A 22,047-nucleotide genomic window follows, 5' to 3' on the forward strand; every position below is an offset into this window, starting at 1 on the left:
CCGGTGCGGAATGCAAGGACTGCCACCCGCCAGCGAGCGCGACGGCGACCAGATGATCGTCGGCGCGCGCGCTGTGCCGCGTTGCGGCGGGCGCTGGGCTCCAGCAAACATTTCAGTCAGCTTCAGCGCGGCATAGTCCGTCATCCAGGTGTCACATTGCAGATGACACCGGACATGGCGAGCAAGGCGTCCGGTACGCGCTCGCACCATTCCCCCACGGACGCTGCGCATGCACTGGATGTTGTTGTTCTCGTTGTTGCTGTTGCTGTGGTTGTTGGTCGCCTCGCCGCGTCTGGCGTGGCTCAAGGCTGGCCTGCTATCGCTGTTTCTGCTGCTGCTCAGCGCCTGGGGACTGATCGACCGGCTCAGCGGCGACGGCATCAACGCCGCAACGCTCTATCACTTGCGTGCAGACATGGATGGCGCCGGCGTCAGCGATTTTTCCGGCTATATCGCCGTCTTCGTCGGCATGCTGCTGCTCTCGCTCAGCCCATTGCTGCTGGTCAGGGTGCGCCGCTTCCGACGCCCCCGCGGTGGCGCGGCGGTATTCGGCGGATTCGTGGCGATGCTGCTGGTCAGCATCGCGGTCAGCCCGTTGTATCGCGACGGCAAGCGCCTGTACTACCAGTGGCGTCCGGTCGATTACGCCACCGTGGTGCCGGAATACCAGGTCCCGCAGCAACCGCTGCAAAAGCGCAAGAACATCGTCTGGATCTATGGCGAAAGTCTGGAGCGCACCTACTTCGACGAATCGGTGTTTCCCGGCCTGACGCCCAACCTGCGCGCGCTCGCCAGCGAGGCGGTGGATGTGCGCAATCTCACTTCCACCGAAGGCAGCGGCTGGACCATCGCCGGCATGGTGGCCTCGATGTGCGGGGTGCCACTCACCACCGCGCCCGGCGATGAAAACAGCATGGACCGCATGGGCCTGTTCCTGCCCGAAGCACGCTGTCTGGGCGACTATCTCAAGGACCAGGGCTACCGCAACCATTACGTCGGCGGTGCCGATGCCAGCTTCGCCGGCAAGGGCAGTTTTCTGTCCAGCCATGGCTTCGACGTGGTGCACGACGTTCACCACTTCCGCGACAAGGGCGTGGCGCCCCAGCACTTTTCGGCCTGGGGCGTGCACGATGACGTGCTGCTGGACGATGCCTGGGAAAGCTTTCAGACGCTGTCGCGCGCAGGCCAGCCATTCATGCTGACCACCCTGACCATGGACACCCATCACCCGGCCGGCCACCTGCCGCTGGCCTGCAAGGGCCAGCACTACGACAGCGCGCTGGGCGACATCGGCCTGCTGCACGCCATCAAATGCAGCGACCGCCTGATCGGCGAGCTGGTCGCGCGCATCCGCAACAGCCGCTATGCCAACAACACCATCATCGTGATCGCCTCCGATCACCTGGCCATGCCGAACGATCTCAGCGACGTGCTTGCACACCAGAAGCGCGAGAACCTGCTGTTGTTCCTCGGCAAGGGCATCGCGCCGCAGCAGGTGGTCACGCGTGCGGGCAGCACGCTCGATTCCGGCGCCACGCTGCTGCAGTTGCTGGAACCGGGCATGCGCACGCTGGGGTTCGGCCGCTCGCTGCTCGCCAGCGATGCGCCGCCCAGCGCCAGCGTGGCCGCCAGTCGCGACAGCGGCAAGGAGTATCCCCGTTATCTTGCCTACGCCCGCACGCTCTGGACGGGGCGCAGTACGCGCATGCTGCGCGTCAACGGCAATGGCGATGTGGTGGTGGGCGTGCAGCAGGTGCGCCCGCCGGTGCTGCTGGAATACGACCAGGACACCGAACTGAAAACGGTGTATCTGGAAAACACCTCGCGCCAGTTCGACCGCAGCCACTCCGATGGCACGCTGGCCTACGTGGACCGCTGCACTGCGTTCGAAGACGGCTCGGCCGACGGCGACTGGTGCGCGCTGGTGGTCGATCGCCAGCAGAACATGAAGTTGTACCGCGACCCGGACCTGACCCGCGGCATCACCGTCGATGCGCCGTTGGAGGCAACGCAGCAAGGCCCGCGCCCCCGTGTGCGTCAGCCCATCATGCTCACCCAGGCCGCACGCAAGACCGATGCCGGCAGTTACATGCTGGAGCTCTATGCCAAGCGTCGCCCTACCCGCGCGTTCTGGGTCGAAGCGGTGTCGTCCGAACGCAAGGTGGTGCTGGCCCAGCAGTGGGTGGTACCCGACGCCGCCGGACGCATCCGCATGCCGGTCGGTCTGGAACATGCGGTGGAAGACCTGGAAATTCGCGCCTGGCTGGACTACACCGAAGACGTCAGCGTGGACGATCTGGCCTTGGTCAAGGACACCCCGGTGGCGGACCGCTCCTGAGTCGAGCTGCTGCACGTATTTGGCTTGAGCGTGGATTCAGCGGCGGCGAAGGCCAGGTACGGCCGCCTCGGCACAGTGTTGCAGCAACGAGTGACTGCGACGTGGCCATGCAGGGCGCACGGGCTCAGTGTTCCGAGACAGGCGTGCCATCCCCTGCATCACGCGCCGCCGCTGCACCTGCGCGACTGAAGCGGATTTCCTGTGGCGACTGCAGTGCAATACCCACCGCCTCCATCCGCTGCAACAGGGCGAAGAACAACTCGCTGCGCACCCCATACGAGTCGCGCGGACTACTGACGTAGGCGAATGAATTGAAGTTGACGTGACCGCCCGCCAGCGAATCGATGAACACCGATGGCGCCGGCTCGGCCAGCACCTTGGCATGCTCGGCAAACAGTGCCAGCAACATGTCGCGCACCTTCGCCACATCGGTTTCCAACGGCACCGAGAACTGCAGCTGCACCCGTCCCATCGGATTGGACAGCGTCATGTTGCGCACACTCTTGGTGATCAGCTCCGAGTTGGGCACGATCAACGTGGAGCGGTCGCCCACCTGGATCTCGGTCGCACGCACGCTGATCCGTCGCACGTCGCCTTCCTGATCGCCGATGCGCACCCAGTCGCCGATCTTGACCGGCCGCTCGGCAAGCAGGATCAGGCCCGACACGAAGTTCTGCGTGATCGCCTGCAGACCGAAACCGATACCCACCGACAACGCGCTCAACACCAACGCCAGCCGCTTCAGATCCAGGCCCAACGCGGTCAGGCCCCACACCACGACCACCAGCCAACCCAGATAGCGCGCCACGGTGCTGATCGAATTGCGCGCCCCGGCATCCAGTTCGGTCTTGGGCAGGTAGGTGTTGAGCAACCACTGCTGCACTATATGCACCACGCCCAGCCCCAGCACACACACCAGCAGCGCGCGCACCACTGCCGCCGGCGTGATGGTGAGTTCCTTGCCGATCGGGATACCGTGCGACACGTTCTCGACCCAGCCGGTCACGGCGGAGAGATTGGCGCCGTACGGCGTCACCAGTGCGGCGATGCCCAGCAGGATCAGCACCACGCGCACCAGGGCCGACAGCAACAGGCCCAGCTGCACCAGCCGCCCGCTGCCGACGCCGGAGGCATGCGACAGCGCACGATTGAAGCGCCCGTCCGGCTTGAAGACCCAGCTCAACAGGTCGTCGGCAAAGACCACCAGCAGCCCCAGCAAGCTGCAGATCAAGGTGATCCAGATGATCTGTCGCGCGATGAACAAGCCGAGGTTGAGATAGCCGAACAGCGCTGACAGCAGGGCCACAATGACCGCCACATGCCCGAGCAGACGGATCAGCACGATGACGCCGCCCCCCCGCGAGACCACCGGTGGTGGCTCGGTGCTGTCGGCACTGGCCGCCCCGGCGCTGGCCGCACGCGCGCGCAACGACAGGCTCAGCCCGGCCAGCGCAGACAGGATCAGCCCGGCGTACACCAATGCCGCCACCGCGTCGGTGGCGGTGGTGGCCGCGCTGCTGGTTTGCACCACCTCGTTGAGCTTGATCGCCATGCCGCTGAACCAGATCACCGCAGCGGTGGCCAGGCAATGCACGCGCAGGCGATCGACGGTGGCGTCATCCAGCGGAAACAGCCGCCAGGTCGGCTGATGTTTCATCAGCAAGCTGGCGCTGAGCGAACCCACGAAGGCCGCAACGAAGCTGATGATGACGAATGCACTGAGCAGCTCGTCCAGGTCGGCCGGTACCTGGGCCATCGCACGCACGGTTTCGGCCAGCACCCATGCCGCCATGCCCAGGCTCAGCATGCCGACCAACAGAAACCACAACGCCAGCCCGGAGCGCCGCAAGCGACCGCCGGGCGCGCGCGAGGCTGCATAGCGTCGCCCCAGGTGTCGCAGAAACATCCGCAGCGGAAACGCCAGCAGCAGCGCAATCAGTCCACCGGTCACCAGGCCGCCGACGCCGTTGGCGGCGATACCGGTACGCAGCAGCTGGGCGGCCTCGTCGTAGAGGCGCTGCAGCCGCGTGCGGTCGTCCGGCCAGTGTTGCGCAATGTCGTTCCAGAGCGCCGGCGACAAGGGCGAGGCAACGCGGGTCGTCATCTGCACGCTGAACAGTTGAGCGCGCTTCTGCTCGAGGCGATCAGCGAGGTCGCGGGCTTTGGACTCCAGCAGATTGGCCCGCTTGAATTCCGCATCCAGCGCGCTCTGTTCTTTCTTCAATGATGCGCGCTGTTTCTTGAGATCGGTGGCCTCGCCGTTCTGCGCCTCACCCAGCCCCGCAAGCTGAGAGCTCACCTGCTTGAGCGGCGGATCCAGCTGACGTGCCAGATCCTGTACCTGCCGTTGCGCCGCCGTCACCTGGTCGATCAGCGTGCGCAGCTGTTCGTCGTCTGCCTTTTCCAGTCCGACATCCGCTTGATCCAGCACCTTTTGCGTGCCGTCCAACTGTTTCTGTGCCGTCTCAAGCAGGGCGTCTTCGTCCTGCGCGAGCACCGCGCCGGCGCAGACCAACCACATCACACAGCACACCAACACATGCCGCAACACGCGCGAACGGGCACTCAGGGCGGATCGAAGCTCGGACACAGGCAGGTATCGGACAGGCGCAGCACCGCGCGGTGCGGGCATCTTAAGCCACCACCCCGGTCGCGCCGAGCGTCACCGCGGGGACGATTCATGCAACCCGCCGCCCGGCTGCCGACTACATAACGACCCAGACGCGAGTGCTTCAACACAGGGCTGCTGCTTCGCAACAGCGGCTCACCTGCCAGCGGGTCGTGCGCATGCACTTGGCCATGTCTCCGAACCTCATGCGCTGCAACAGCCGGCCTCAGCCGCAAGCCACAGCCAACCCGTGCATGAACATGCGGCGGTTTGTCACCTTGCGGCAACACCGCGCTGCCGCAGAATCAAGCTACCGCTACGGCAGACGCAGCGGATGACCGCGAAGGAGACATCTATGCAGATTCAGATCCAGACCGACAAGCACGTGCCGCATGACCCCTCTGTCGTGCAGCATGTCGAGAAGACCTGCACCGCCCAGCTGGCGCATTTTGCCAATGACATCACCCGCGTCGACGTGCATTTGCGCGACGAAAACGGCCAGCGCGGCGGCGCAGCGGATCGTACCTGCAGTATCGAAGCCCACGTCGCCGGCCTGCCGCCGATTGCGGCCACCAACAGCGCCGAGACCACGGCTTCGGCCGTGACCGGCGCTGCCCGCAAGCTGCGCACCGCGATCGAGCATGCACGCGGCAAGCAGCACGCCAAGGCCACCGCACCGGCGCCGGATAGCCTCTAAGTCGCGGCGGGCGCTTTACCGCGCACCGCCTTGGTCATGGCCCAGCCGCCCCGACGCCGACGTTGAATGCGTGGCGTCGGGGCGCTTCACAAATGCGTGAGCCACTCGGCAGGATCGACCACGCACGCCGATTGCATGAAGTGGCTGCGTCTGGTGGTTGCCGCAATGTCGAGACGCACGGACGCCTTTCAGTGATAGCCCGCTGTAGCACCTGGAGCGCTGTACTGGCGTCGCGCGTCTGAATTGATCAAGTAATGCCTCGCAGCACGTGGCCCGCAAGTGCGTTGTGATGCCAATGTGCAACGCACGCCCGGAAGTCACGTGGCCAGCTCCGAAACCGATGCCATCACACCAGACGAGCCATGTGGCCGGTACCCAGCAGGATCGAACCTGGAACCGGATGATCATGCGTCAACGCCACACAACTGGCCCGCTCTTGCGCACTCTTGTACCCATCGTGCTCTGGGCCGTCTCGCTAGCCGGGTGTGCAGCGACGAGTGCCACCGCCGATGCGCCGATCGAAGGCCCCGTCCGTCTGGGCGACATTGCGGCAGTCGATGGACCCAAGGTACGTCCCGACCGGGTGATCGAAGACAGCCGCTGCCCGGCCGATGTTCAGTGCATTCACGCCGGGCGGCTGATCGTCAGGGCCACGGTAATGGGCGGCGGCTGGTCGAAGCAGCTTGATCTCACACTGGGCATCCCGGTCCCCGTGGCCGATGGCATGCTGACCCTGATAAATGCCACGCCTGTGCCCATCGCTGGAGCGTCCGCACGGGCGGCTCGCTTCAGCTTTCGATTTCAGGGTGGACGCTAGTCGCTTGCCACAGCGCAATGACCTGCGCCAGGGATCCTGCTATCGACGCGCTTGCGAGTGGATGAGACGTAGATCTGGTCACAGCGTAGGGACGGCCACCGCGCGCTCTTCCACTGGCGGGCACGCCTCCAGCTGTTTCAGGAAGTCCGAAAACCCGCCGGTCGCACGCGCCTGCCGACGCGCGCTGGTGATGACCACAGCACGCGGGGACCAGCGGATTGGGGCACCGATGCGCTGCAGCGCGCGCACCAGCGCCACATCCTCACTGCAGGCCAGCGAGGGGAAGCCACCACAGCGTCGATACAGCTCGGCGCTGACGCCCAGATTGGCGCCATGGATCCGCCCGTGGCCTTCGCCCCTGGGCTGGGTCTGTTCGAAGGCGCTGCGAACCTCGTCCGCATAGCCCGACCAGTCGGCCACTTCCACGATCCCGCAGAAGACCCCGGCACCTATACGGCGCTGTTCGATCAGCCAGTCAGCGGGAACGCGCGAGTCGGCATCGGTCATGGCGAGCCAATCGGCACCGAGGTCGATCGCCGCAGAGGCGGCCGCCGCGCGCGCCACGCCCACGCCCCACGGGCTGGCCACATCGACCACCCTGGCCCCCATCAGCGAGGCGATCTTCGCGGTCGCATCGGTGCATCGGTCCACCGCCACGATGACATCCACAGGTTCGCGCAGATCCGGATGCGAAGCGGCGACAAAGACCGCGGTCAGGCACCCAACGATATCGTCGGCCTCGTTATGGGCGGGAATGAGCACGGCGATCATCGCAGGCCTTCCTGCTGGGCAACCGATACCGGCTGCACCGCCCACGCTTCGAGCAGGAAGTCGCTGTCCTCGTAGCGGTAGGCCAGCGCAAGCGTGAGCAGACGTGCGATGCAGGCATGCACCGACACGCCGTCCTGACGGGCCTGATCGAATGGATGCTTCCAATGACAGGCAACGAACAGCCCCTCCGCAGTCAGCGAGCGCTGAGCCCGCGTGACCAGGTCATCGAGTTCCTGTGGCTCCAGGTAGTAGCCGATTTCACTCAGCACGATCAGATCGAAACTGCCCACAGGCCACTGCTGCGGGTGGCATGCCTGCAGGATCTCCACGTTGCTGCGTTCGCCCACGCGCTGCCTGGCTTGCGCCACCGCGCCCGCAGACATGTCCGTTGCCAGCAGGCTGTCGCAGCGCGCCGCAAGCCCGCGCGTGGCCTCGCCATTGGAACAGCCCAGCTCCCAGCCGCGTGCGAACTGCGCCCTCGGCAGGGTGGACAGCAGGATGTCGCGCTTCCGCGATTCGTACCAGCGCGTGCCGTAGCCGAATGGGTCCGGGCGTTGATAGATGCCGTCGAAGTAATCCGCGTTGGTCTGCGCGTTCATGCAATATAGACCTCGAAATCTCGCTGGAAACGGGCCAACGCCCAGGCCGGGAGGATGGGCCCGGCCAACCGGGGGACGACCTCGCCGGTCTGTGTCTTGAACGCGGCAAGCGCCGTCGCCTTGGCTGCACGCGCGGTGTCGGTCAGTGCAAGGCGCGTGGCCGATGCCAGCATCGTGCTGTTCTCCGGGTCGTCCCAGTGCCATGCCCACACCGGGTATTGAACGAGCCGTGCGCCACACGCGGCCGCCACGCTGATCGCCGCATCGGCGCAGGCTTCATGATCCGGATGCCCATCGCCTGCATAGGTCACAAAGACCGCATCCGTTGGCCTGATCAACGCAGCGAGTCGGGCAGCCAGCACGTCGCCATGCGCCTGCACCTGCCCATCGCCAACCGCGATGCGCACCACGTTTGCCGGATCGATGCCAAGACAGGCCAGCGCCTCATGCAGCTCCTCGCGGCGCGCCGCGGCGAGCCGTGGCGGCGGCCACGCCGCCTCGCCAGGATAGGCCGCCTCTCCGTCGGTCACTGAAACGATCACGATGTCCATCCCGTCGGCTGCGGCCATGGCCAGCAGCCCGCCGCATCCCAGCACCTCGTCATCAGGATGCGGGGAAACCACGACCAGCCTGGCAGCGCTGCCAATGAGTTGGTCCAGACGGATGCGCGGCAATGTCGCCAGTGTGCGCGAGGCAAGCCAGCGTGCTTCGCTGATGCCCTGCCCTTCGATGTGCCCGCCCCTCAGAGAGCCCATGGAGTGTGCTCGCAGGCATGCAGCTGTTCTCCCAGCCACTGCTCGTCCTTCTCTGCGTGACACTGGCGGATGAACGCGGCCAGGTCTGCGCAGCGTTGTGCATGCTCGGCGTCGCAGCACAGCGACACCGGGCCAAGCGCCAGGGCCGCGCGTTCCAGCACGTCGCGACACACGCGGTCCATCAGGCACCGCAGGCGCGTCACCGCATGACGATGGTCGGTGCCCGGCGCATCGTCGATCTGCGCGGCCAGCTCGCACAGCGCAAGCTTGGCGACATGGAGCTGCTCATCGATGACCGCCACATGCACTGCAGCAAACGGATTGCCCACGATCCGGGAAGAACGCCGCACCTGCTCGGCGATGGCCGTTGCCGCGCCATACCAGCAAGCCGCGATGCCGGCACCGCCGTGCCAGAACCCGGGCCGCTGGAGATAGAAGTCGGCATCGGCCACCAGGCGGGCAGGCGCACTGGCGAAATGGCCGATCCCGGTAGGAATACCCACCATGCCCGGGCCGTGCCACTGGCCGGCATCCAGCTCGAAACTGCCCGCACCCAACCCCACGGCGGCAAGAGGACGCTTCTCGCCATCTTTGACGGTCACCAGGGCGTGAGTCACCACATCGTCCACACTGCACCACGGCTTGGTGCCGGACAACGCACCCAGACGGTGGTCGTAGGTCACGGTATCGTCCGGGCCGCCCGCTGCCCACACCGCCCAGAGGGTGCCGGCCGGTGGCGCCGGCTCGCCCGCCTCGGACAGGATGGCAAGCGCGTCGTAATGCGCTTCCAGCACTTTTGCCAGTGGCAGGCTCTCGGCTCCCAGCGCGCTCAATGCACGCCAGCGCGCACGGGTCTGCCCAGCGCCCGGCCACGGTAGATCGGGAACCGCGCGCACATGGTCTAGCACACGCGACGAAACACTGCCGCGGTGCGGCCTTCGGCTTTCATGACGTGCGTGATCAAACGCGGTGACTGAAGGAAGCATCGGCCGAATCTAGAAGCTCATCAGTCAACCGTGTGTGAGCCTGCATGCATCTTCGTCTGCTTCCAGTGCCCGCCATCGGATCGATCCACATGCACCGCAACGTGACGCAGGCATGCGTCGGTGAGGCATCCGTCCGTTGCGCTCACGCAGGCAGTGCGTGATGCCCCACGTCCACACAACTGCACGCACCACCGCGCTGCCGGTCACCTCACCCGGCAATCGTGAAGACCGAACCCGAATCCACGCGCACGCCGGCGCCGTTGATGAAACTGGCGCGCTCCGAACACAGGAACGCAACCACCGATGCCACTTCTTCGGGGCGGCCGCGGCGCTTGAGCACCATTCCGGGCCGCTCTTCGTCCAGAAACGATGCAACCGCCTGCTCGAACGTGGTGCCGTTCTCGCGCGCGCGTTTTTCCATCATCTTGTCGGTCATCGGTGTTGCGATGAAGGCCGGCGACACCGTATTGACCAGCACATTGTCGCCGCCATAGGCCTTGGACAGCCCCTTGGCCAGGCTGAGAATGGCCGCCTTCGAGGCGCAGTACGGCAGCTCGTCCACATAGGGCTGCACGGCGTCCTCGGACGCGAACAACACGATCCGCCCCCACTGCTTGCGCCGCATGGCGGGGATGGCCTGGCGACACATGCGCACCGCGCCCATCAGGTTGATGTCCAGGGTCTCGAGCCAGCCCGCATCGTCGACTTCCAGGAAGTCGCCGGTTGCACCGGTGACACCGGCCGCGTTGACGTAGATGTCCGGGTCGCCCAGTTGTTCCCGCACCTGTGCCCAGAGAGCGGTGACGTCGTGCTCGCGGGTGACGTCTCCCTCGATGGCGATGATCTGCCCCAGGTCCGACAGCTCCGCCTTCGCCTGCGCCAGCGTGCCGCCCGGCAGATCGGTGATGGCCACGCGTGCGCCGGCTTCGAGGAGCTGGCGTGCAGTCTCCTTGCCCATTCCCGAATCGCCGCCACTGACGAGGGCGACGCGACCGGCTATTCCGAGATCCATGGTGAGCTCCTGGTAGTTGAAAGAGGGTGTGGTGTACGCGTCACTCGCGCGCAAGAAACCGTTCGGCCGTGCGCAGGCCCAGTGCCATCTGGGTCAGGGCCGGGTTGGCCGCCAACGCGCTGGGAAACACGGAGTTGTCACAGAGGTAGAGATTGGGGATGTCGAACGAGCGGCCGTCCGGATCGACCACGGCCGTTTGCCGGTCGCGGCCCATCCTGCAGGTGCCCAGGGTGTGTGCGGAGCGGGCCGCGGCGAAGATGTTCCGGGCCCCTGCAGCCTCCCACACCGCCTGCAGGAAGCGCCGCGCATGCGCATCCAGTGCCTGCTCGTTGGGGCCGTAGCTGAAGTCGATCCGCGCCTTGCGATGACCGAAGGCATCGCGCTCGTCGGACAAGGTCAATTGGTTGCGGTCGTACGGCAGGCACTCGCCGTTGATGCCGATGCCGGCCAGGCGGTTGTAGCGCTGCAGGGTGGTCATCAAGGTGTTGCCCCACATTCCTGCGCCGCGCGCCAGCGTGTTGGCCAGCGTCACCGGCTGGACGCCCAGGCTCTGCACCAGGTAGCCGCCAATGAAATCGGCACCGGGCGGACGCAGCATGTCTTCGGTGATCAGCGACGACGGATAGCCGCGGTTCATGCGCATCTGCGCATCGAACTCCCCCCACACCTGCGTGGCCACGTGCGCCATGAAATTGCGCCCGACCTGCCCGCTGGAGTTGGCCAGCTCCAGATTCAGCAGCAGGCGGGGCGTCTCCACGCCGCCGGCGCACAGGAACACGGCACGGCAGCGTTGGCGCAGGCTCCGCCCATGGTGCTGATAGACCACCCCACTGATCATTCCACGCGCATCGCGCTCGATGTCGATCACCCGACTGTCGGCACGCAGCTGAGCGCCGTGGGCTGCGGCCAACGGGAGCCAGGTGGTATCGACACTCACCTTGGCGCCGTTGCTGCACCCCTGGTGACACGCGCCGCAGTTGTTGCAGGCCGCTCGCCGGCCCCAGTGCGGCTGATGATGCGGCGTGGTCACCAACGCCGCAGGCGCATCGGTCGCCGTCACACCCAGCGCGCGGCAGCCGCGCTCCATCGCCTCGGCCGACGCATTGCGTTGTGCCGGCTGATAGCGATAGCTGCGCTCCGGGTCCCACGGATAATGCGCGGGCCCGGAAACGCCGATGAACTCCTCGACCCGGCGGACATACGACAGCAGCTCCGGATACGCGATCGGCCAATCGGCGCCCTCACCGGTCTGCGTGCGCAGCGCGAGATCGCGTGCGTCCGGCCGTGGACAGAACGCGCCCCAGTGCAGCGTCGAGCCGCCCAGGCCGGACCCGGAGTTGTTCGGCCCGAACGCGGTGGGGGTCTGCCCGCCGCTCAACCGCTCGTCCATCCAGTAGATGCCGGTGGTGAGCTCGTCGGGAAGATGCGCGTCAGGGGTGAACGCCGCGCCCGCCTCCAGCACCACCACCGAGACCCCGGCCTGCGCCAGCCTTGCCGCCACCGGGCCGCCACCGGCACCGCTGCCGATCACCACCGCATCGACGATGTCGGGACTGCACTCGGGCCTCACCGCGCACCCGGTGCGCAACGCTGCCACTGCTCGTGCCGGTTGGCGGTGGTGATTTCATAGCCCGGGCTGTCCAGGCCCGCACCACCCACGGCAAATCCATCGTAGCCCAGCAGCGCCAGCGTGGCGGGAAGGCTGGTCCAGGTCCGGATCGCCTCGGCACGCACGTCCTCGAACCAGTGGGCGAGCTGGGTGGCATCCAGGCCATTGGCCGACGTGTCGCCCGCTGCGCAAGCGGCAATGCTGTGCAACCAGCGGTCCTGGTCCTCGGCGGCCAACCCGACAAAGCCGTGCGCCAGGGCATCGAGCGTCTCCAGGCCCAGTGGCAGCGCCGCGGCATCGGCCGGCAGGTCGGCGTGCCGCCACCCGTCGCCTGCGCCCCGGGCGAGCTGCACATCGATGCGCCGTGCGATCTGCCGTGCGTCGCGTGCGCCATCCAGCACGCGCGCGACCACTGCCGTCAGGATCTCCAGCTGATGCGGGCGCAGGATGCCTGTTGCCGCCGCTGGCGGGCCCGCATGGCGCGCGAGCAGCACCTTGCGCATCCGCGGTGCCACCCGGCCGGCATTGAGCAAGGCCACAAACGCTTCAGGCAGGCATTGCTGCACGCAGTGCTCCACATGGGCAGCGATGTGCTGCGCCAGCTCCTGCGGACGCTCATACGGGATCTGGTGGGCTGCGCCGTCGACAACCACACAACGGGCATGCGCGTAGTGCGGCAGGTTCAGCCGTCTTTGCGCGGGTTCGCCGAGGTCGCCGTCTTCACCACCGGCCACGATCAACGCCGGAACGTCGATGCAACCGGCCGGCTCACGGCAGTCTTCCCGGCTGCCATGGGTCAGCCAGGCCAACCAGGCCTTGGCGCTGGTTCGCAGCACGTCGTCGACCGCGCATTGTCTGAGTGCTGGCGGAAGCGGCAGCGCGCAATTGTCATCGACGAACTGCTCCGCCTCGGCCTGCGCAGGGCGCCCGTTCTCGAACCAGCCAAGCATGGTCTGTCGCCGCACTTCATCCATCGGCTCCGGCGCGGGAGGCGATGCGGCGACGAGCACGACACCGGCAAGTCCGGCAAGACCGGCAACGCCATCGCGCGCCTGCGCTGCGGCCAGCGTGGCGATCTTCCCGCCCATGCTGTGCCCGATGACACACCAGCGCGTGGGCTGGCGCTCGACGACCTGGTCGACGAACCAGGCCACCTGTGCGCCCACACCTGCATCGTCCAGCGGCTCCGCATCGCCGAAGCCGGGAATGTCCAATGCCACACACTCGAAACGCTCCGCCAGCTGCTGGATGACAGCATTCCATTCCTTGCGGCTGCCCCCGAGGGCGTGCAGAAAAAACAGCGTCGGCTTTGCCATGCACCACCTCGGTCACAAGAGCTCCATGGTGACGAGGCGCTCGTCCACGCGCCGTGCAGATGAGTTCGCAAGGTGCACCGCGCGGCTGCGCGCCTGCATACCGGATGCCAGCGGCCCGACGCAGGTTCTTGCGGGTCGACGGGGCGCATGCCACAACGTCGCGACGTGTGCCGAGCGATGACCGCGCGGCGTCACGCGGTGATGCGCCGCGGCGCCGGGTGGGCGCCGCACGCGGGCGAGCGAGTCTCAGAACTCCTGCCAACTGGTCTCGTTGCCGACCGCAGCCAGTGCCGGCCGCGGCGTCGCAGGGGTGCTACGGCCAACGACGGCCGGCTTCGGCTTTGCCGTGTTTGCAACCGAAAGGCTGGACAGCAGCGCGGTGACGGCCGCACCACCGGCTGCATCGGTCTTGAACACCGCAACGGCGTCGGTGAGATGGACGGCCTGCTCTTCCAGCGAGCGCGCTGCTGCCGTTGCCTCCTCCACCAACGCGGCGTTCTGCTGCGTGGTCTCGTCCATCTGGGTGACCGTCTGATTGACCTGCTCGATCCCTGCCGACTGTTCCTGCGACGCAGCGGAGATCTCGCCCATGATGTCGGTGACGCGCTGCACGCTGGCAACCACTTCGGTCATCGTCGTGCCGGCGCTATGCACCAGCGCCGAACCCTCGGCGACACGCTGTACCGAATCATCGATCAAACTCTTGATTTCCTTGGCAGCGCCGGAGGAGCGCTGCGCGAGCGTGCGCACCTCGCTTGCCACCACCGCAAAGCCGCGCCCCTGGTCGCCTGCACGTGCAGCTTCCACTGCTGCGTTCAAGGCCAGGATATTGGTCTGGAAGGCGATGCCATCGATGACGGAAATGATGTCGGCGATCTTCTTGGACGAGGCCTCGATTCCTGCCATGGTCTCGACCACCTTGCTCACCACCTGCCCACCCTGTGCGGCGACGCTGGCCGCGCCGATGGCGAGCTGGTTGGCCTGGCGTGCGCCCTCGGCATTCTGCCTGACGGTCGAGGTGAGCTCTTCCATCGAGGCGGCGGTTTCTTCCAGGTTGGCGGCCTGCTGCTCGGTGCGCTGCGACAGATCCTGGTTGCCCGCAGCGATCTCGCTGGCCGCGCCCTTGATCGAAATGGCAGAGGTCTTGATGCCGGTGACGATCTCGGCAAGCTGCATGGCAGTGGCGTTGGCATCGTCGCGCATCTGTGCGAAGACACCGCGGAACTCGCCGCTCATGCGCGCGGTGAGGTCGCCTGCGGCAATGGACTGCAACAGACCGGACAGCGACTGCAGGTTGCCGTCGGCGGTGGACATCAAGGTGTTGAGGCTCTCCACCATGACGCGGAAGTCATATTGAAAACGGTCCGCATCGCCGCGGGCAGTGAAATCGCCATCGGCAGCGGCCAGCGCGAGATGCTTGATCTCGCTATTCATCGCGCCAAGGTTCTGCTTGACCTGCACCATGGTATCGGTGAGCACGGCCTTCTCGCCGGGCAGCTTGTCCATGTCTTGGCTGAGGTCGCCGATCGCATAGCGCCCCATGATCTGCGCAAGCTTCGCCGTGACCGCAATGTGCGAGGCCACCAGGTCATTGGTGTCGTGCGCCATACGCCCGTAATTGCCCGGAAACGCCGATGCGTCGATGCGGAAACTGGTCTGCCCGTCGTCGTGACGTTTTGCCATGTCGGCCTGCGCAGCAAGCAGATTCTGCAGCTGCAGTTGCATCTTGCTCATCGCGTTGAGCAGGCGCCCGCTTTCATCCCTGGCCTGCGTGTCCACATCGTTATCCAGATTGCCGCCTGCAATCGCCTCGGCGGCACGCGTGGCCCGGCTCAGGGGTAGCGTCAAGCTGCGGGTGATGGTGAAGGCAAGCAGGCTGCTGATGAACACCACCGCCACGCCACCGATGATGAGCAGGGTCTTGCCCCGGGTCATCGCGGCAACCGCATCGTCGTAGGATTGCGCAGTCTGCTTTTCCTGCAGCTTGACGTTCTCGGCGATCTTGGCCTGCCAGACGAGCATCGCCGGGCGCGCCTTCTCGCTCAGAAACAGCTGCGCCTCATCGTTCTTGTTCGCCGACGCGAGCACGATGACCTGATCATTCAAACCACGCGAAACCTCACGCGCGGCATCGATTTCGGCGCGGAGCTTGAGGCCCGCATCGGTCGCAGGATACGTCTCCAACGCCTTTCGCTCGTCTGCGTAGCGCTGACGTTGCTCTTTGATAGTTTCCGCGGCCTGCTGATTCAACTCGTCGGACGTCACCATCGCCAGCGTTCCAAGCGCAATGAAGATATTGGAGTTGGCATCGCGCATGGCGTTGCTCAGCTGCATCTTGGCGACGTTGACCTTGACGATGGTGTCCATCTCGGTACGGGCGCTGGCCATGGTGCTGAGGCCCGTGGCCACCAGCAAGCCCGACAACAGAATGAGAATACCGAAGGCCATCCCCAGTCGGCGGCCAACGTTGTAGCGCTGCAAGAACGTGTTCATCAGTAGGTTCGACCAGAAGTATGGAAAGAGGCAGGCATGCACCACGTGTGCAGTGCCTGTGCTCCGTCTATATCGACTGGCTATTGAGCGGCTGAATACCTTGCCTAGCAAAAAGCATAGCTCCGTTGCGACGACCCGAAACGGATTCAGAAATCGGATGCTCAAGCAATTCCCGGCCAGACGTACGGGCTGTGTCTGGTGATGCTCCAGTCAATCGAACCGAGAGATCACACCTATTGCGACGGCCGCGCGCCCCGCAAGCGCAGCGTGCAGAGGTGAACGCGTGGGTGCGCCAGGCAAGCGAGACTCATGTGCCAACTGATCGTTTCAGGCTCAGCCGCTCTGTCATGCGTCACGTGCCTGGATACCAAGCGAACGACATGTCCTGGGAAGCTGTGCAATAGCGTGAGCAGTTCCTGGCCGAGTCAAGCTGACTGATCCAGGTCGGGTCGACACGACGCCAACGCAAGCGCCCGCCTGCATCGCTAGGCAGGCCCGGACGGCACGGCATCTTCGCGCAGCGGGGCCGACGCTCCTCCGTGCCCACTCAGGCTGGAGGTCAGTGGCTCAAAGTAGGCCGGGTAGACGTGCAGGCAACAAAAAACCCCCGATCTCTCGGGGGTTCTGGACTTTCTGGGATGTCCCCGGAGGGTTCATCTGGTGCGCCCGGAGGGATTCGAACCCCCGACCAATGGCTTCGGAAGCCACTACTCTATCCGGCTGAGCTACGAGCGCCTGGCCCGGCATTATGCCAGACCGGCGCCAGCCGCGCGATGTCCGGCAGTTCCCGGCAAGGCGCTTGGGTGAGCCGACGCCGGCGACCACGTGAACCGGCCTCGGCAGCAGAAGCAGAAGCAGCTCGCTCCAGGCCAGCCATGCGATGGCCTCCACCCGCCAGCGCTGGGCGCCCGTATGCCCTACTGCCGTTTGCCGTGCTCGTCCGAGGTCATGCACACCGAACCCAAGCCCGTCCGGTTCCCTGCTGCTCCTGTTCCCTTGTTGGCTTGTTCCTCCTGTTCCACCTGATGCCTGCTGCCCTGCGCAATGCGCGGCGCGCCAATCTCCGCATGGCCGGGGCTGGGCCACGCTGCTACCCTTTGCGGCATGAGCAAGCATGGGTTTGAACAGGCTGCGGCAGCGCCCGCGCTGACGTGGTCCGAACGGTTGGGGCAGTACTGGAAGCTGGTGCGTGGCGACCGCCCGATCGGCAGCCTGCTGCTGCTGTGGCCCACCTGGTGGGCACTGTGGCTGGCCGCGGACGGCCTGCCGCCGTTGTGGACGTTGTTCGTGTTCACCGCCGGGGTCTGGCTGACCCGCTCGGCCGGCTGCGTCATCAACGACTACGCCGACCGTTGGCTGGACCCGCATGTCGAGCGTACCAAGACCCGCCCACTGGCCACCGGTGCGGTGTCCGGACGTGAGGCGTTGTGGGTGTTCGTGGCGCTGATGCTGGTGGCGTTCGCACTGGTGCTCAGCCTCAACTGGCTGACCGTGGCGCTGAGCGTGCCGGGCGTGTTTCTGGCTGCGAGCTATCCCTATCTGAAACGCCATACCCACCTGCCGCAGGTCTACCTGGGCATGGCGTTCGGCTGGGGCATTCCGATGGGCTTTGCAGCCGTCCAGGGCAGCGTGCCGTTGCTGGGCTGGCTGCTGTATGCGGCCAATATCCTGTGGGCCACCGCCTACGACACCTGGTACGCCATGGTCGACCGCGACGACGACATCCGCATGGGCAGCAAGTCCACCGCCATCCTGTTCGGCAAGTACGATCTGCTGGCGCAAGGCGTGCTGTATGCGCTGATGTTCGCCACCCTGGCGGCGGTTGGCCTGCGTGCCGCGCTCGGCGCTGCCTATTGGGCAGGCCTGGGCGTGGCGGCGCTGCTGGTGGTCTACGAATTCCGCATTGCCCGCCACCGCGAACGCGGCCCGTGCTTCCGCGCCTTCCTGCACAACAACTGGGTGGGCCTGGCGATCTTCCTGGGGATCGCGATCGCGGTGGCAGCACGTTAGCAGCGGGAATTGGGAATTGGGAATTGGGAATTGGGAATTGGGAATTGGGAATTGGGAATTGGGAATTGGGAATTGGGAATTGGGAATCGGGAATCGGGAATCGGGAATCGGGAATTGGGGTCCGGGGTCTGGGGATCTGGAATCTGGAATCTGGAATCTGGGATTGGCAGGCGGCAGCGTTCGAAAGACAAGGGCCCGTTAAATGATGTGCTTCGCTCAAGACAAGCGTTGACCGATCCAACGTGAAGCCTGCGCCGCAGGGCACCACTCCGCAGGCAGCAAGCCCCTCTCGCGGGAGCGGGGTTGGGGTGAGGCTACGGGACCACGCAACGCCTGCAGCACCCCACTGACGTGTCTTTGCGCTTTTCTTCCAAAGCCATGTCAAACAGAAATCGCATCCATCACGGCACCCGCGCACACACCCATGCATCCACCCGCTGCACGCCCGCGCGACGCAAGGCCCTGGCCGCCGCATGCAGCGTGGCGCCGGTGGTCATCACGTCGTCCACCAGCGCCACATGCGCCGGTAATGCGCCACGCGCCACGAATGCGTCGCGCACATTGCGCTGCCGCTCGATTGCGTCCAGCTCGGATTGCGGCGCAGTTGCACGCACACGCCGCAGCAACGGCAGACACGGCAGGCGCAGCGCGCGGCCCAGCGGCCTGGCCAACTCAAGCGCCTGGTCGTAACCGCGCTGACGCAAGCGCTGGCGGTGTAGGCTCACCGGCACCAACGCCTGCGGCCGCGGCAGGCTGGCGCAGCGCCTGGCCATCAGCTCGCTGAGCAGACGCCCCGCCGCCAGGTCCTGGTGGAACTTGAAGCGCCGCAGCAGGCCATCCACCGGCCAGCGGTAGGTAAAGCAGGCATGCACGCGCTGCAGTGGCGGGGGTTGCTGCAGGCACTGCCCGCACAATGCCACGCCATCGGACGCGAACAGCGGGCTGGCGCAGCACAGGCAGGCACGGCCGTGCTCGGGCAGCGCGGCGCGGCAGGACGGGCATAGATCGCAGTCGGCCATGCCCGCCTCGGCACAGACCAGGCACAGGCTCGGCAGCAGAAACCGCAACACCCGCTGCGGCCACCTGTAAACCGAGCCCACCCCATTGAAGTTGACAGCCTCTTCCATGCTCACCAGACTGCCTGGCTTCCAAGCCGCTGACTGTCAGGAAACTCCGATGTCTGTTGTCGTCCGCCATGACTGGGATCGCAAAGAGCTGCAGGCGCTGTTCGATCTGCCGTTCCCCGAGTTGCTGCATCGTGCAGCCAGCGTCCACCGCGCGCATTTCGATCCGGCGCAGGTGCAGGTCTCTACGCTGTTGTCGGTCAAGACCGGCGGCTGCCCGGAAGATTGCGCGTACTGCCCGCAGGCGCAGCGCTACGACACCGGCGTGACCGCACAGAAGCTGATGGAGACCGAAGAGGTCGTGGCCAAGGCGCGCCAGGCCAAGGCGGCCGGCGCCTCGCGCTTCTGCATGGGCGCCGCCTGGCGCTCGCCCAAGGAGCGCGACATCCCCAAGGTGGCCGCAATGATCCGCGAGGTCAAGGCCATGGGCCTGGAGACCTGCGCCACGCTGGGCATGCTCGACGCCGGCCAGGCGCGCGCGCTGAAGGACGCCGGGCTGGACTACTACAACCACAATCTGGACACCGCGCCGGATTACTACGACTCGATCATCCACACCCGCCAATACCAGGACCGGCTCAACACCCTGGAGCACGTGCGCGACGTGGGCCTGAAGACCTGCTGCGGCGGCATCGTCGGCATGGGCGAAACCCGCGACCAGCGCATCGGCCTGCTGCTGGCACTGGCCACGCTGCCGGCGCACCCGGATTCGGTGCCGATCAACCAGCTGGTGCAGGTCGCCGGCACGCCGCTGCATGGTACCCAGCAACTGGATCCGTTCGAGTTCGTGCGGATGATCGCCGTGGCCCGCATCACCATGCCCAAATCGATGGTGCGCCTGTCCGCCGGCCGCGAAGCGATGAGCGACGAGCTGCAGGCGCTGTGTTTCCTGGCCGGCGCCAACTCGATCTTCTACGGCGAAAAACTGCTCACCACCGGCAACCCGGACACCGAGCGCGACCAGGCCCTGTTCCAGCGCCTGGGCCTGCGCCCGATGCAGATCACTGTCGATGCCGCCGACCACGACCACCCGGGCACCGTGCATGCGGATATCACCTGCGGCCAGGCCTGCGAACGCGCGGCATGACCGCGCAGCGCCGCATTGTCGGATGAGCCCGCACCGCGCCTGAGCCGTCCTGCGGCGATGGGCGGGGCCTGCGGCAGGCGTTGCGTTGGAGACAGCGCCTACCTGCAGCCGATCCTGCGGCAGCGCCTGATCGGGCCATCGCCAATCCGCGATGGCACCGGGTGCAGGACCGGCCCTCAGCCAGCGCATGCCCGGAGCCGGTTACAAGCACTACCACCCGATCATCCGGACCGTGGCAGAAACGCGCTGCGGACAGCGCGACGCAATCGATCACCCCATCGCGCTGCGCCCTGCCGGTTCGCCGTTGCCGCTGTCGTGGCCTTGATCGGTCACGGACCGCCTTAATGCGCGAGGCCTCCGGCAACCGCCGCCGGGCTTGCACGCGCTTTCCAGCACCCCGACGCCACGGGCCATCACACTGCACCGGCTGTCGGTGTCGGCTGGGCGAGGTGACCGCGGCACGCTACGCTAGCGGACCTTTTTCGATGTCGACTCCACCATGGCTCGCCCCGATCTGCACGAACGGATTTCGTCGCTGCGCAAGTTGCGCCTCGCCCAGGAACGGGTACGGGTACGCCGCCAGGTCGGTCGCCGCGATGGCGTGCGCCTGGAGATCGATGGCCGCTGGCTGACCGGGTTCTGCTCCAACGACTATCTGGGCCTGGCGCAGCAGTTCGAAGTGGTGGCCGCCTTGCAGGACGCGGCCGCGCGCGATGGTGCCGGCGCCACCGCCTCGCACCTGATCTGCGGCCACCACACCGCACACGAGACGCTGGAGCGCGAAATCGCGCAGTGGCTGGGGTATCCGTCGGCGCTGCTGTTCGGCAGCGGCTTCATCGCCAACCTGGCCGTGCAACAGGCCTTGCTCAGCGAAGAAGACGATGTCTGCGTGCAGGACCGGCTCAATCACGCCAGCCTGCTCGATGCCACGCGCCTGGCCGGCTGCCGGCTGCGGCGCTATCCGCACCTGGATGTGGAAGGCGCGATGCGCCAGCTCAAGGGTGCCCCCGAAGGCGCGGCGATGCTGGCCAGCGATGGCGTCTTCAGCATGGATGGCGATGTGGCGCCGTTGCGCGCGTTGAGCCTGGTGGCCCGCATGCAGGAGGCCTTGTTCTACGTCGACGATGCGCACGGAGTTGGCGTGCTGGGCCCGCAGGGGCGCGGCTGCGTGGCCGATGCCGGGCTGGGCGTGGCCGAAGTGCCGCTGCAGCTGGTGACGCTGGGCAAGGCGCTGGGCGGCTATGGCGCCGTGGTGGTCGGCGAGGAGGCACTCATCCGTCACCTGGCCGAAACCGCGCGCCCCTACATCTACACCACGGCCCTGCCGCCGGCGCAGGTCGCCGCGACCCTGGCCGCAGTGCGCCTGGCGCGTCGCGACGACTGGCGGCGTGCACGCCTGGTTGAACTGATCGGCAGCTTCCGCGAGGGCGCGCGCCGCCATGGGTTCGAACTGATGGCCTCCGATACCCCGATCCAGCCGCTGCTGTGCGGCGAAGAAGCCACGGTGATGGCGATGTCGGCCGCACTCGAGCAGGCCGGGTTCATGGTCGGCGCAATCCGCCCACCCACGGTGCCCGAGGGCAAGGCACGCCTGCGGGTGACCCTGTCGGCCCTGCATACCCCGCAGCAGGTGCAGGCGCTGATCGAGGCAATCGTGCAGGCGCGCGACGTGGTCAGCCGGCAACCGCTGCGTGCCTCGGCCTGAGGCGAGCCGCAGTTCCTGCACGGCCTGCGCTGGAAGCAGTAGGGGCTACCCGACCAATGCATCGCGTGCACCAGGCGCGCGCGGCGGACGGCAAGCGCGCGCCGATTCCCCGTTGCAACC

General features: G+C 66.4%; 16 protein-coding genes and 1 tRNA gene. 6 read left to right on the top strand and 11 right to left on the bottom strand.

Annotation, left to right across the window (positions count from 1 at the left end):
- Window positions 1-229: 229 nt before the first annotated feature.
- Window positions 230-2,338: a phosphoglycerol transferase I gene (locus ABQZ09_RS08715; RefSeq protein ID WP_349776678.1), complete on the top strand. Its 2,109-nt coding sequence runs from the start codon at window positions 230-232 to the stop codon at window positions 2,336-2,338.
- 124 nt (window positions 2,339-2,462) lie between these two features.
- Here ABQZ09_RS08715 and ABQZ09_RS08720 read toward each other — a convergent pair whose 3' ends face one another.
- Window positions 2,463-4,859, bottom strand: a complete 2,397-nt coding sequence (locus tag ABQZ09_RS08720) for a DUF3772 domain-containing protein (protein ID WP_503018769.1) — start codon at window positions 4,857-4,859, stop codon at window positions 2,463-2,465.
- Window positions 4,860-5,301: 442 nt separating this feature from the next.
- On the opposite strand from ABQZ09_RS08720, the gene ABQZ09_RS08725 reads away from it, so the two are divergent.
- On the top strand, window positions 5,302-5,643 hold the full coding sequence (locus ABQZ09_RS08725) for an HPF/RaiA family ribosome-associated protein (protein ID WP_039406034.1): 342 nt from the start codon (window positions 5,302-5,304) through the stop codon (window positions 5,641-5,643).
- A gap of 406 nt (window positions 5,644-6,049) precedes the next feature.
- Window positions 6,050-6,460, top strand: a complete 411-nt coding sequence (locus ABQZ09_RS08730) for a hypothetical protein (RefSeq protein ID WP_349776719.1) — start codon at window positions 6,050-6,052, stop codon at window positions 6,458-6,460.
- A gap of 78 nt (window positions 6,461-6,538) precedes the next feature.
- Here the strand turns inward: ABQZ09_RS08730 and ABQZ09_RS08735 are convergent, their stop codons facing one another.
- The 9 genes from ABQZ09_RS08735 to ABQZ09_RS08775 all read right to left on the bottom strand — a co-directional run bounded on the left by ABQZ09_RS08735 (window position 6,539) and on the right by ABQZ09_RS08775 (window position 16,736).
- Entirely contained in the window at window positions 6,539-7,231 is a 693-nt protein-coding gene (locus ABQZ09_RS08735; protein WP_039564035.1) for a glycosyltransferase family 2 protein, read from the bottom strand.
- A complete protein-coding gene (locus tag ABQZ09_RS08740; protein WP_039564036.1) occupies window positions 7,228-7,830 on the bottom strand; it encodes a class I SAM-dependent DNA methyltransferase in 603 nt (200 codons plus the stop codon). The genes ABQZ09_RS08735 and ABQZ09_RS08740 overlap by 4 nt, the downstream gene beginning before the upstream one ends.
- Window positions 7,827-8,585 carry a PIG-L deacetylase family protein gene (locus ABQZ09_RS08745; protein ID WP_349776679.1) on the bottom strand — a complete coding sequence of 253 codons (759 nt, stop codon included), beginning with the start codon at window positions 8,583-8,585 and terminating at the stop codon, window positions 7,827-7,829. The genes ABQZ09_RS08740 and ABQZ09_RS08745 overlap by 4 nt, the downstream gene beginning before the upstream one ends.
- Window positions 8,573-9,091, bottom strand: coding sequence for a dehydrogenase (locus tag ABQZ09_RS08750; protein ID WP_228313589.1), 519 nt, complete (start codon window positions 9,089-9,091; stop codon window positions 8,573-8,575). The genes ABQZ09_RS08745 and ABQZ09_RS08750 overlap by 13 nt, the downstream gene beginning before the upstream one ends.
- A gap of 688 nt (window positions 9,092-9,779) precedes the next feature.
- A complete protein-coding gene (locus ABQZ09_RS08755) occupies window positions 9,780-10,583 on the bottom strand; it encodes an SDR family NAD(P)-dependent oxidoreductase (protein ID WP_349776680.1) in 804 nt (267 codons plus the stop codon).
- A 40-nt stretch (window positions 10,584-10,623) separates the two neighbouring features.
- The gene (locus ABQZ09_RS08760; protein ID WP_349776720.1) at window positions 10,624-12,111 is read right to left on the bottom strand and encodes a GMC family oxidoreductase; all 1,488 of its coding nucleotides are present in this window, start codon (window positions 12,109-12,111) and stop codon (window positions 10,624-10,626) included.
- Window positions 12,112-12,149: 38 nt separating this feature from the next.
- Entirely contained in the window at window positions 12,150-13,508 is a 1,359-nt protein-coding gene (locus ABQZ09_RS08765) for an alpha/beta hydrolase (RefSeq protein ID WP_349776681.1), read from the bottom strand.
- Between the two features lie 246 nt (window positions 13,509-13,754).
- Window positions 13,755-16,001, bottom strand: coding sequence for a methyl-accepting chemotaxis protein (locus ABQZ09_RS08770; protein ID WP_349776682.1), 2,247 nt, complete (start codon window positions 15,999-16,001; stop codon window positions 13,755-13,757).
- 658 nt (window positions 16,002-16,659) lie between these two features.
- Window positions 16,660-16,736: transfer RNA gene (locus ABQZ09_RS08775), tRNA-Arg, on the bottom strand.
- Between the two features lie 369 nt (window positions 16,737-17,105).
- On the opposite strand from ABQZ09_RS08775, the gene ubiA reads away from it, so the two are divergent.
- The gene (gene ubiA / locus ABQZ09_RS08780) at window positions 17,106-18,011 is read left to right on the top strand and encodes a 4-hydroxybenzoate octaprenyltransferase (protein WP_184553356.1); all 906 of its coding nucleotides are present in this window, start codon (window positions 17,106-17,108) and stop codon (window positions 18,009-18,011) included.
- 401 nt (window positions 18,012-18,412) lie between these two features.
- Here the strand turns inward: ubiA and ABQZ09_RS08785 are convergent, their stop codons facing one another.
- Window positions 18,413-19,138 (bottom strand): ComF family protein, encoded by a 726-nt coding sequence (locus ABQZ09_RS08785; protein ID WP_349776683.1) that lies wholly within the window; start codon window positions 19,136-19,138, stop codon window positions 18,413-18,415.
- Between the two features lie 49 nt (window positions 19,139-19,187).
- Between ABQZ09_RS08785 and bioB the strand changes: the two genes are divergently transcribed.
- Window positions 19,188-20,222: a biotin synthase BioB gene (bioB, locus tag ABQZ09_RS08790; RefSeq protein ID WP_228890442.1), complete on the top strand. Its 1,035-nt coding sequence runs from the start codon at window positions 19,188-19,190 to the stop codon at window positions 20,220-20,222.
- Window positions 20,223-20,721: 499 nt separating this feature from the next.
- On the top strand, window positions 20,722-21,927 hold the full coding sequence (gene bioF / locus ABQZ09_RS08795) for an 8-amino-7-oxononanoate synthase (protein WP_039406063.1): 1,206 nt from the start codon (window positions 20,722-20,724) through the stop codon (window positions 21,925-21,927).
- Window positions 21,928-22,047: the final 120 nt, after the last annotated feature.

This window comes from Xanthomonas sp. WHRI 6106 (assembly GCF_040202405.1).
Lineage (GTDB): Bacteria > Pseudomonadota > Gammaproteobacteria > Xanthomonadales > Xanthomonadaceae > Xanthomonas > Xanthomonas cannabis.

Coding starts and splice junctions, on each gene's coding strand:
- ABQZ09_RS08730 (WP_349776719.1), top strand. CDS start 6,050: ATGCGTCAACGCCACACAACTGGCCCGCTCTTGCGCACTCTTGTACCC.
- ubiA (WP_184553356.1), top strand. CDS start 17,106: ATGAGCAAGCATGGGTTTGAACAGGCTGCGGCAGCGCCCGCGCTGACG.
- ABQZ09_RS08765 (WP_349776681.1), bottom strand. CDS start 13,508: ATGGCAAAGCCGACGCTGTTTTTTCTGCACGCCCTCGGGGGCAGCCGC.
- ABQZ09_RS08770 (WP_349776682.1), bottom strand. CDS start 16,001: ATGAACACGTTCTTGCAGCGCTACAACGTTGGCCGCCGACTGGGGATG.
- bioB (WP_228890442.1), top strand. CDS start 19,188: ATGTCTGTTGTCGTCCGCCATGACTGGGATCGCAAAGAGCTGCAGGCG.
- ABQZ09_RS08725 (WP_039406034.1), top strand. CDS start 5,302: ATGCAGATTCAGATCCAGACCGACAAGCACGTGCCGCATGACCCCTCT.
- ABQZ09_RS08785 (WP_349776683.1), bottom strand. CDS start 19,138: ATGGAAGAGGCTGTCAACTTCAATGGGGTGGGCTCGGTTTACAGGTGG.
- bioF (WP_039406063.1), top strand. CDS start 20,722: ATGGCTCGCCCCGATCTGCACGAACGGATTTCGTCGCTGCGCAAGTTG.
- ABQZ09_RS08720 (WP_503018769.1), bottom strand. CDS start 4,859: ATGTGGTTGGTCTGCGCCGGCGCGGTGCTCGCGCAGGACGAAGACGCC.
- ABQZ09_RS08755 (WP_349776680.1), bottom strand. CDS start 10,583: ATGGATCTCGGAATAGCCGGTCGCGTCGCCCTCGTCAGTGGCGGCGAT.
- ABQZ09_RS08750 (WP_228313589.1), bottom strand. CDS start 9,091: ATGGTGGGTATTCCTACCGGGATCGGCCATTTCGCCAGTGCGCCTGCC.
- ABQZ09_RS08745 (WP_349776679.1), bottom strand. CDS start 8,585: ATGGGCTCTCTGAGGGGCGGGCACATCGAAGGGCAGGGCATCAGCGAA.
- ABQZ09_RS08740 (WP_039564036.1), bottom strand. CDS start 7,830: ATGAACGCGCAGACCAACGCGGATTACTTCGACGGCATCTATCAACGC.
- ABQZ09_RS08715 (WP_349776678.1), top strand. CDS start 230: ATGCACTGGATGTTGTTGTTCTCGTTGTTGCTGTTGCTGTGGTTGTTG.
- ABQZ09_RS08735 (WP_039564035.1), bottom strand. CDS start 7,231: ATGATCGCCGTGCTCATTCCCGCCCATAACGAGGCCGACGATATCGTT.